Source organism: Catenovulum agarivorans DS-2, from assembly GCF_000568405.1.
Lineage (GTDB): Bacteria > Pseudomonadota > Gammaproteobacteria > Enterobacterales > Alteromonadaceae > Catenovulum > Catenovulum agarivorans_A.
This window is the reverse complement of the sequence record NZ_ARZY01000063.1, coordinates 1-11,345: the sequence shown is the minus strand read 5'-3', so window position 1 is coordinate 11,345 and position 11,345 is coordinate 1. Positions and strand designations below refer to the sequence as shown.

The following is an 11,345-nucleotide window of genomic DNA, read 5'->3' as shown; positions in this document are numbered from 1 at the left end:
AAGCTATTTATTGCTTAACTGATCGGCATTAGCCGATGGCGGTTTTTTTATCTTAAGTCTTTTCGGTCTACTTAGAGTTTTAGCGATATCTCTTTTTGTTGGACATCACCATTTAAGTTGTCTATAGTGACTCTAACCTGGCCATTCACACCACCTTTAATATCTGATGCTAATATTTTAGCGCGATACGGTGGAGTGAAGTCTGTTGCGCCCATTTGATAAACACCTTGGTGATTAACAAATTCAGTGGTGACTTTATACAAACTTGGTTGTTGTGTAATACCAGACAAATCATACTCAATATTGATAAAATCAGGTGAGCGCTTGTCTACCTCAGCGGTAACCACTTTAATATCGCTTGCTATCACAGGATTTATCCTGTCGTTTGCCTTATAAATCACAAAGCCTAGTGCTGGTACATTTACAGTCACTGAACCATTTTGTGCTTTTAATGGCAGCTTGGCACCATAAAGCGGCTGATATTGTTTGCTACTTGCATCTAGTACCACCTTTTTCTGTTCTGTTGACGAGTTAAATACCAACAAATATTCCTGCTGTTCACTACGCTCTATACGCGAAAACGCATAAATCCCAGGTTCCTCATCTGCATGACGAGTCAAATGAATGCCTTTTCTGAGTGCAGCGTGAGTTTTATAGATATCAGCAAACTCAGCCAATTTCAGGTAAATTGGGTGGGTTTGATCAAAATTATCATCTGCGGTGGTTTTATCTGTCCCCAACAAATTATTGTCATTATAACTGGCAGTCACTGATGGCATCATATCTTCACGCGCAGCTTGATCATTACCGTCACCGGTAAAACCTTGTTCATCACCGTAATAAACAACTGGAATGCCCCGTGCAAAATACATAAAGGCGTGGGTCAGAATGCTCCGTTGGGTCTTTTCAGCTTCACTAGAGTCAGGGAAGTTATTGTTTAAGAATAAGCCAATGCGCCCCATATCATGATTAGCAATGAAGGTTAATAGCTGGTCTGGAGAGCTATCTGCATCTCTATAGTAATCGTCATCATCGAACAATTGCTCAAGTTTTTGAGGGCTCTCTGTATTTGCAAACACAGCATCAGCATTGCCTTGCAAGCCAAAATCTAAGATTGCTGGCATTTTGCCAATCGTGGTAAAACGACTTAAAAATGCAGGATCACCATCATATACTTCGCCAAACACATGGAAGTTGGGTATGCCTTGTTCTTTGGCATGTTGCATAATGGCTGGAGAGAATTTTTGCCAGAATGACATATCAACGTGTTTCACTGTATCGATTCTAAAACCGTCTGGTTTAAAGTTAGTGATGATATTTTTGTAAATATCAATAAATCCATCAACCACTTCTGGCATACGAGTGTTTAAATCGTCTAGGCCCATGAAGTCACCGTTAACTGCACTCTCACCATGCCACTTACTATCACCTTGGTTATTGTAATATTTAGGATCATTCAACCAAGCAGGTACTTTTAAGTTTTCTTCGCCTTCAACGATAAATGGCGTATAGGTATCTCCCTGAGCGAGCTGCTCCATGTATTTGTAATCACACAAATAGGTTTCGGTATTTCTGTGACTACCATCAGGATAATGACATTCTTTATACTTAATTACATCAGCCGTATGATTGGTAATAATGTCAAAAAAGACTTTCATACCTTTGCTGTGCGCGGTATCAATTAAGTCTTTTAGATCATCATTGCTACCGAAGTGAGGGTCTAGTTCAGTGAAATCGACTACCCAATAACCATGATAACCCGCACTTGGCCCTTGCATCGCCCTATTTCGCAAAATTGGTGTTAACCAAATGGCGGTTATCCCCATATCTTGCAAATAATCTAAACGATTCTTTAAACCTTGCAAATCCCCACCATGAAAATAACCTTTATGCGTTGGGTCAAATCCGCCACGCGAAATCGGATCTGTTTGCGAACCTTGATCGTTAGTTGGATCGCCATTTTCAAAACGGTCTGGCAGAACAAAATAGAAAATGTCATCTCGTACATCTCTATTTAAATAGTCTTGGTAGATGTCAGCTTTACTGGTAGAGGCTTGTTTAGCCGGTGTCTTGGTTTGTGGTGCTTCAGGTGCATCACTACAGCCAGCAATTGTTAATGTCGACAACGCCAATACCACGGCACTGCAGATCGGAGATAATTTTAACATAGGTAAAAAGTCCTAATTGAGATCTGATTTTTGCTTGTTACTCAAATGTTATAGAACTTTTTCAAATTTTGACAACTACATACGTATGCAGCTTAAGAATTTTTTGCCATCGGCTGGAGATAACACTTTTACCCAGTGTTATCTCAGCTGAGCAGCCTACAGTTAATTAAGCTTTGAGCTTCCAGTTAATGGTTTGTCCAGCATGAAATGGCACGATAGGGTTGCCATTAGGCAATATAATTTGCTCTGGAATTGTCCACTCTTGTTTAACCAAAGTAATGGTGCCTTGGTTACGTGGTAAACCATAGAAGTCGGCACCATGGTGACTAGCAAAACCTTCAAGTTTATCTAATGCGTCTAACTCTTCAAATACCTGTGCATATAATTCTATCGCACTCCAAGCGCTATAACATCCTGCACAACCACAAGCTGACTCTTTTTTGCCTTTCTCGTGTGGTGCTGAGTCTGTGCCTAAAAAGAACTTGTTAGAACCCGTTTGCACTGCAGCACGCAAAGCTTGTTGATGAGTACTGCGTTTAAGTACTGGTAAACAATAATTATGTGGTTTAACCCCACCAACTAATAAATCATTACGATTTAACAATAAATGCTGAGGCGTAATGGTCGCAGCAAGGTTGTCATTGCCTTCCATGACAAAGTCAGCGGCATCTTTAGTGGTAATGTGTTCAAACACTACTTTTAACTGCGGAAATTTCTGAGTAATTTTTGACATGTGCTCATCAATAAAAGCTTTTTCACGATCAAAAATATCAATTTCGTGACGTGTTACTTCACCGTGAATAAGTAATAACAAGCCTACTTCTGCCATAGCTTCAAACACAGGGTACATTGCTTCCATTGCAGAAACAGCCGCGTCTGAATTCGTGGTTGCACCCGCAGGGTACAATTTACACGCAGTTACTCCTGCAGCTTTAGCTTGCTTAATTTGTTCAACAGTTGTGTCGTTGGTTAAAAACAACGTCATTAGTGGCTGAAAATCGCTACCTTGTGGGCGAGCTGCCAATATGCGCTCTTTATACTCCATGGCCATTTCGGCAGTAGTAACAGGTGGAATTAAGTTTGGCATAACAATAGCGCGCTTAAAACAGCGCGCTGTCGCCGGAACTGTCTCTGGCAACATGTCGCCATCACGGAAATGTAAGTGCCAATCATCTGGCGTTTGGATGGTTAATTGGGTCATAAATATCGCTCACTTTCAATTTGTGACCATTATACCCAATTAACGCTATTTCTAAATCACCAGCTGCTGAGAATTATCTTCAGTCGGCGTTTTTTTTCGTCTAACTAATGCCTTTAAGTCTTCTAGCACAACGTACAAGCAAGGGATCATAATCAAAGTGATGAAAGTGGCAAACAGCACACCAAAGGCTAATGAAACCGCCATAGGGATCACTATTTTTGCTTGCAAACTGGTTTCAGAAATTATCGGGATTAAACCGATAAAAGTTGTCAGCGAGGTTAACATTATCGCTCTAAAACGACGACCACCGGATTCAATTACCGCCTGTTTAATGGATAAACCTCGTTGCCGCGCTTTGTTGACAAAGTCGACCATCACCAGCGAGTCATTAATCACCACGCCGGATGCGGCAATAATACCGAATACAGATTGGCTTGAGAGATCTTGGCCCAACAACATATGGCCAAACATAGCACCAATTACCCCAAAAGGTATCACTGTCATAATTAACGCAGGCTGCGAGTACGACTTAAGCGGGATAGCCAACAAAGCATAAATCACCAACATAGATAATATAAAATTGCGCGCTTGTTCATTTAAACTATCCATCTGCTCTTTAATACTACCGGCTAATTCACTGCGTACAGTTGGATATTTGCGCAACATTTCAGGTAAAAAATTACCACTAATGTCGCCTGCTATTTTGTGCGCTTCGGCCACTTTACTGTCAACATTCGCCCAAACAACCAAAGTGCGACTGCCGTTTTCACGCCTAATGGTATTCACCCCATCAACTACTTTAACATTGGCCAACTGCGACAGTGGAATTTCTCCACCTTGAGGTGTGCGAATAAGTACCTGATATATTTGACTGACCGCTTTACGCTCTTCTTTGGGATAGCGCACCATAACGCGAATTTCATCACCGTTGCGTAAAATTCTTTGGGCTTCCAAGCCATACAATGCAAAGCTCACTTGTGAAGCGACATCCGAAAGCGTTAAACCGAGTGAATAGGCCAAAGGTTTAAGTTCAAACTGGATCTCATCGGTTGACACTTCCCAGCTGTCATTGATTTCACTGACCCCAGCTAGCGTGGCTAGTTTTTGTTTAAGTTCATTGCCTGCTTGGCGCAATGTTTGGCCATCAGTACTGAGTAACCGAAAGCTAATATCCCCATCATTCATGCCACCACCGAACAATGCGTCTCGCACGGTTAGTGTTTTTAACCCTGGTATTTCAGGCATGTTTTCTCGCCACATCGCCGAAAATTCAAATGGGTCAATTGGTCTAATTTCAGGATCAACCAATTTAACCTGTAAGTGCGCTGTTGTGCGACTGCGCAAATCGACAGACATATTACCAATCATGCCATAGCCATTATTATCAGCTTTAACTTGCTCGTCTAAGCGTAACAACATGTGCTCAACAGATAATGCCGCTTTTAATGTATCAGATTCTGCAGTTGATGAATTCATCTCTATCTGAATGGTTGGAAAGTCATGCGGAATTTTAGGCGTACCAACAAAGCGCACTAACCCACCTTGCAGTAACCCAACACTGATCATTAAAATTGCAATAAAAACGGTTAACACTGCGTAACGGTAATAGACCGCAAATTGAATAAATGGTTGATAGTAGTTTTCAACAAAACTTTTAATGCCGCGGTCCACATAACCACGGCAATAATCAAACGGGTTATATTTGTTATGCGATTTAGGTTTCATCCCAGCCAAGTGCGCCGGCAAAATCAACTTAGACTCAACTAATGAAAAAATTAAACACAAAATAACAACAAAACCAATTGCTTGTGAAAAAGCCGCACTCGGGCCATCGTCCATCACCATAGGGACAAAAGCAGCAATTGTAGTTAAAACCCCAAAAGTCGCGGGTACAGCAACCCGTTGTGCGCCTCGAATGACATTATCCAGTGTAGAGCCACTTTTTTCGGTTTCAGCTTGGATGCTTTCACCAATGACGATGGCATCGTCAACCACAACCCCAAGCACCAAAATAAAGCCGAACAAACTAACCACATTGATGGTGACATCAATCGATTCCATAGGCAAAAATAGCAATGCACCTAAAAAACTAATCGGTAAACCCATCATCACCCAAAATGCGAGTTTTAACCTTAAAGTTAATCCGAGTATTAAAAACACCAACAAGCCACCAGTTAACATATTGGTTAACATCATATTTAGTCGGCCGTCTAAATAGTAAGTCAAATCGACCCATGGCTCTATATGGACAGATTGAGGCAAAGTTTGTCGTTTTTCATCAATATATTGGTTAACTATATTGGCAATGTCAGAAATGTTTTGATCGGGTGCCGCTCCAACAAAAATAGTTACTGCATTTTCGCCATTAAATTTAGAGTATTGAATGCCTTCAACAAACCCGTCATTAATCGTTGCGACATCACCTAGTTTTATTTGGGTACCGTCAGGCAAATTTATGAGTGGTAGCTGCTCAAATTCAAATCCTCGATACGCTTGGTTTTCCACTCGCACAGATACATAACCATTCTCTGTTCTAATCTGCCCTGCAGAACGATTGGCTGAAAAACTACGTATTGCATTTGAAACATCGACAAAGGATAGGCCATATTCGCGCAATTTATCTTGGCTGACCTCAATTGAAATTTCGTAATTTAAGCCGCTGTAATAATCAGTAACATTAATTTTCGGCAGGTTACGAATTTCATCATGAATGGTTCGACCAAGCTCTTTAAGCTGCGCACTCGACAAAGGCCCATACAAACTAATGTACATAACCTCTTGGCGCGGCTTAGCTCGGCGAATGATCGGTCTCTCCATTCCGTCTGGGAAACTAGATATCGAGTCAATTTGCAGTTTAACTTCGTCAAGCACTTGCTCTGGGTCATAACTGTCATCCACTTCGATGGCAAAATGTGAATGACCTCGATTAGAGAATGACATAACTCGCTTGAGTCCTTGAACCGACTCTAAAGCCTCTTCCATTTTAATAGTGATGCCTTCACTAACCTCTTGTGGCGCGGCACCTGGGTAGGAGGTATCAATATTGATCCAATTAATTTCAAACAGTGGAAACATCTGTTTTGATATAGTTAAAGATGTAAGCAAACCACCAACTATAATGAATAACATCAATAAGTTAGCAGCAACACTGTTCCGGGCAAACCAACTGATTATGCCTTTATTCGTATCCATTAAATGTTCCTTATTCGTCGGCTTTATTGGCTAAAACAGTTTGCGCTTCGGTCTGCTCCGACATATTTGAAGGCGATTTATCTAAATTAGTGGTCAATTTCATGCCTGACACAGGGTAAGCAAGCGCCGACACAATTACTTTTTCATCCTGGCTTAAACCATCGCGGATAATGGCTCGACCGTCTTCTACCCGGTATATATCGACAGTTTTAAATGCCAACTGGTTGTTTTCGTCAACAACCGCCACTTGACCATCTTTAATTAAGTGATAATCAACAACACTTGCTTGTGCGATTAATTCACCAGCGATATGGGCCACGACATAACTACCAAATTCAATTCGGCTATCGCCGTTGCTTGCAGGTTTTAACGCATAAGGGTCTTGAATTTGTGCAACTAAATAGTGCATTCGATTAAGCTTATTTTTAATCCCTTCTGAACGAACAATTTGCGCGTCAAACTGCTGATTGCGACCTTCAATCTCAGTCTCTAATTTAACCATAGCGCCCACCCCACCAGATGGTAAAAATGCCAGTTGCTCTTCAGCAACAGGTAAACGTACCTCGGCTAAACTGACGGCATAAATCTCACCTATTTGCCCACCTTTGTTTGCATAACTGCCTGGGCTAACGTGACGAGCTGAAACAATTGCATCGTACGGGGCGACAACTCTAGTACGCTCTAAATCACGTTTTGCTCGCTGGATGTGTGCTTTTGCTGCTTTAACTCTAGCAATTGCTTGTGCTAACTGCGGCTTGCGTAAGGCCAACTCTGATGGCTCTAAATCAGAAATTTGTTGCCATTCAGCCTTGGCAACCTGAGCTTGAGCTTTTTCTTGCTCTAATTGAGCTTCCGCCGAAGCTAGGTTTGCTTCTGCTTCGGTTAATGCCGCTTGGTAGTCACTTGGATCAATCTGAGCTAAAACTTGTCCCTTTTCTACAAACCCACCTTTAACAAAGGCATCTGCTAATTGGGTTACAACACCCGTGACCTGAGCCACTAAAACCGTATGATACTTGGCCTCAACTTCCCCTTGTGAGCGCACATAAATTTGGTGCTGAGAAACTTGATTAAGTTGAACATCAACAAAAGGTGTTTTATCCGAGGGGGCTTTTTCTTCTGGTGGCTTTTTCATATTCGCAAAGCCGATCATAGCAGCAATCCCTACAGCTAAGATGATCACAGGCAGGATGACACGTTTATTAAGCAGTTTTTCCATATTATTAATGCAAACCTCAGTTTGCACTCCAAATTATAGCCAAAAGTTTAAGGTGTAAATTAGCGCGAAAGACAAGTTGCTATGTTGTATTCAGATTGTAGTGAACTGGTCTGACCTAATTTTATTACATAAGTTCACTTTTTCTTAGCTAAGTTTTGTAACCATATGTAACCTAATCATACTAGCAGAAAGGTTAATCCCTTTGCCACCGCTGCTGCATACGCTGTAAAACGTGCTCGGGTACATTATGCACACTTTGCCACTGCCCTTGGCAAGTAAAAACAATATAATGAATACGCAGTTTTTTAGCCAGTTGCAAATACTTTTTCAGCTCCCATTTACGTACAAACGTATTCGCAACCACCACACTTTTTCCGCTCAATAATGCCGCTTTAGTCTTTTCAAAACAATGCTGATGGGCTTGGGGTAAATATTGAGGATTGAACCGGTAGTGTTTATCGGCTGAATAAAAATACTGATCAGCTTCAAAGTGGCTGAAATTAGGATTGAGTTGCACAATTTTCCGTGCAAGGGTGGATTTGCCCGAACCAGGCAAACCACGCAATAACACGAGTTGTGGATACGCTTTATGCTGGATCTGCTTCAGCAGCTTTTTTGTTTTTAGCTGATTCATTTGCTACCGATACAACTTCACTTGACGCAGGTTTTGGCTCGCCACCTTGTTGCTGGGTTTCAGTTGGCGTTGGGGCAATTGAGTTGGTAATACCAGCCAATGCTTTGCTGCCTAACCCTTCTACCCCGACCTCTCGCAATAAAGCATCAACTAACGGTGCTTGGCTACGATAACGTAATGCAGCATCAGCAACACTGTCGGCGACATTGCCACTTGAAGGCATATCTCCGCCACCGTTTGACCCCATTAAACCACCATTCATTTGCACAATTTTAATACCTTCAATATTTTCCATAGGTTTGACAGATTCACGAACAATCTCAGGTAAATATTTGTACAGAGCAAGTTTAAGCTGATATTCAATTTGCGCTTGTGACAACAGGTTATCCGCTTCATGTAAGGCTTTTTTACCATCAGCTTCTACTCGATAGGTTTCTGCTTTAGCTTCTGCTGCTATCGTTTCAGCTTTGGCTTGCGCTTCGGCAGCAATGCGAATCTTCTCTGCTTGTGCTTGAGCCTCTGTTTTTAATGCGTCAGCTCGGTCAATTGCCGCTGATTTTTCTGCTTCTGCAGCAACTTGAATTGACACAGCCGCTTTTTCAGCAGCTTCTTTAGCGCGCAATAACTCAATATTTTTCTGACGTTCTGCAATGGCCATTTCACGAACACTGATAACTTGTTCTTCAGCTGCAACCGCTGAAGATTCAGCTTTTTTAGCTTCAGCTTTAGCTGCTGATTCTTGTTCTGATTTTGCAGCTAGTGCTATTGCTTTGTCTTGTTCAGCAATTTCTAACAAACTTTGCGATTGAATATCCGCTTCACGCAATCGCTTTTGTTTCTCAATTTCCAAAGCCTCAATTTCTTGCTCTTTGGCAATGCGAGCTTCTTCAACAGAACGCTCTGCAGAGAGCCGAGCCAATTGAGCGGCTTGCTCTTGTAATGCTTTATCTTTTTCTATTTCAGCATTTTGTTTAGCGCGATTCATTTCTATTGCACGTTGTTGTTCAATACGTGCATGTTCCGATTTTAAACCTATTTCAAGCTGTTGCTGTTCAGCTTCTAGGTTACGTTGTTTGATTAAGGTCTCATTTTCACGCTCAATATCGTTACGAACTTTTTTACGCTCTTCGGTAATTTTGGTCAGTTGTGTTAAACCTTCAGCATCAAATGCATTATCAACTCTAAAGTGTTTTGGATCTGTTTGATCCATTGCAGTTAAAGAAACTGATTCAAGTTCTAAACCATTTTTTTCAAGGTCAATACGTACATTGTTTTGCACACGTTGAACAAAATCAGAACGCATTTCGTGTAACTCTTGCATACTCATTTCGGCAGCACTAGCACGTAATACATCAACGAATTTACCTTCAATCAAGGCTTTAAGTGCATCAACTTGTAAAGTTCGTTTACCTAGGGTTTGTGCAGCTGTGGCAATTGCTTCGTGATTTGGTGCCACGCGTAAATAAAACTCTACGGTGACGTCAACACGCATTCTGTCTTTGGTAATTAGCGCTTGTTCGGCGGTACGTTGCACCTCTAGTTTTAACGTGTTCATATTAACAGGAATAATATCCTGCAATACTGGCAGTACGATTGCTCCGCCGTCTTTTATAACTTTTTCACCGCCTAATCCCGTGCGCACAAAAGATATTTCTTTTGAAGCACGTTGGTATAGTTTGGAAAAAATCACCCCAATTAGAACTAAACTGACAATAGATACAGCTGCCACTAATCCTATAAAATACAAATTGTCTAACTGATTTTGCATCATTGCTTCCTTGTTTTGGTTGTTACTACTTTAATTAATTTAACCTGTGAGTTTACCTCACCGTGATTTAGCGCATAATCTTCACAAAAACGCTGCAAGTACATCCGTGTAAGCTTTGCTTTTTCATCCCTGAAAAAGAAATTTTGCTCTAAATTATCGCGCCAACTCACTCTTACAGATTGATTTCTGCCGCGACATCAAATTGTTTGACTAAATAATGCCCAGCCTGTGCTCTTTCAACAATAACCACCTGACTACCTGTTGCGATTTCACCTTGCTCAGGTGCCACCATTAAAAAGTGTTTCTGCTGGAACGAGTCAATAACTTCGGCTTCGGCCGGAAAATTTGGTTTGGCTGTGCCGCGAATAACAGTTGCAGGCATGCCGATAAAAGTTATGGTGCTTACCGCACTAGTTTCGTTTTTGGGTAGAAGTTGCACTAACTTTCGGCCAAAAAATCTCAAGCCAAACAAAGTGGCGACAATAGATGCCAGCAACACAATAATGTTTGGTAGAGGTAAAAATGCATTGAGGGTTAAACCTGCTAATGCAAAAACACTCAATAATAAAGTTAACCAAATAAGAAAAGGTAAACGCCCCAAATTGAGCCAGCTCATTAAACCCGCTAAAGTGCCAAGTGAGCTGGCGTCAAAATCTGCATCTAAGTCGATATCAGGTAGCGCATCGTCCACTAATGATAATAAGCCAACACCTATTAACTGGGCGACACCTTCAAATAAAGCAAGGGCAAATAAAATTGCAAGCGCACTGGTATAGATTACATTTGCGTCGCTTAAGAGAAATTCGATCATGCCAAGTTCCTTTTACAAATTGCCTAACCAAGAATGACATATTATGTCTGCTGTGGGCAAGTCCTTTTTAAGGTTTTGTTAAAGATTTATCGAGATATTAACACTCGAATTAAAATGCATTCACTTACACCGTAATGGAAAGCATCATACAAAAGCGCTGGAAGTGTGCGCTATATGCAAAAGCATTAAAGCATAACTTTCGCAAAACCGCTGTAAATACATCCTTGTACGCTTCGCTTTTTCATCCCTGAAAAAGAAATTTTGCTCTAACTTATCGCTCTAATACTTTTTGATTAGTGTCGCTGTAATAAATACTGACCTAATCTGATCTCAAACAGCGACGCTGCTGCTC

Annotated in this window: 7 protein-coding genes; all 7 read right to left on the bottom strand. The window is 41.2% G+C overall.

Annotated elements, in window-relative coordinates:
• Nucleotides 1–71: 71 nt before the first annotated feature.
• The 7 genes from DS2_RS18790 to DS2_RS18760 all read right to left on the bottom strand — a co-directional run bounded on the left by DS2_RS18790 (nt 72) and on the right by DS2_RS18760 (nt 10,993).
• Complete coding sequence (locus tag DS2_RS18790) at nt 72–2,168, bottom strand: alpha-amylase family glycosyl hydrolase (RefSeq protein WP_035016604.1); 2,097 nt, start codon at nt 2,166–2,168, stop codon at nt 72–74.
• A gap of 166 nt (nt 2,169–2,334) precedes the next feature.
• Nucleotides 2,335–3,369, bottom strand: a complete 1,035-nt coding sequence (gene pyrC / locus DS2_RS18785; protein WP_035016602.1) for a dihydroorotase — start codon at nt 3,367–3,369, stop codon at nt 2,335–2,337.
• 51 nt (nt 3,370–3,420) lie between these two features.
• On the bottom strand, nt 3,421–6,561 hold the full coding sequence (locus DS2_RS18780; RefSeq protein ID WP_035016601.1) for an efflux RND transporter permease subunit: 3,141 nt from the start codon (nt 6,559–6,561) through the stop codon (nt 3,421–3,423).
• Nucleotides 6,562–6,571: 10 nt separating this feature from the next.
• Nucleotides 6,572–7,780 (bottom strand): efflux RND transporter periplasmic adaptor subunit, encoded by a 1,209-nt coding sequence (locus tag DS2_RS18775; RefSeq protein ID WP_035016599.1) that lies wholly within the window; start codon nt 7,778–7,780, stop codon nt 6,572–6,574.
• 193 nt (nt 7,781–7,973) lie between these two features.
• Nucleotides 7,974–8,414, bottom strand: coding sequence for an ATP-binding protein (locus DS2_RS18770; protein WP_051480023.1), 441 nt, complete (start codon nt 8,412–8,414; stop codon nt 7,974–7,976).
• Complete coding sequence (locus tag DS2_RS18765; protein WP_235188646.1) at nt 8,368–10,185, bottom strand: flotillin family protein; 1,818 nt, start codon at nt 10,183–10,185, stop codon at nt 8,368–8,370. Before DS2_RS18765 ends, DS2_RS18770 begins: the two co-directional genes overlap by 47 nt.
• 169 nt (nt 10,186–10,354) lie before the next feature.
• Nucleotides 10,355–10,993 (bottom strand): OB-fold-containig protein, encoded by a 639-nt coding sequence (locus tag DS2_RS18760; RefSeq protein ID WP_035016594.1) that lies wholly within the window; start codon nt 10,991–10,993, stop codon nt 10,355–10,357.
• Between the last annotated feature and the right edge of the window lie 352 nt (nt 10,994–11,345).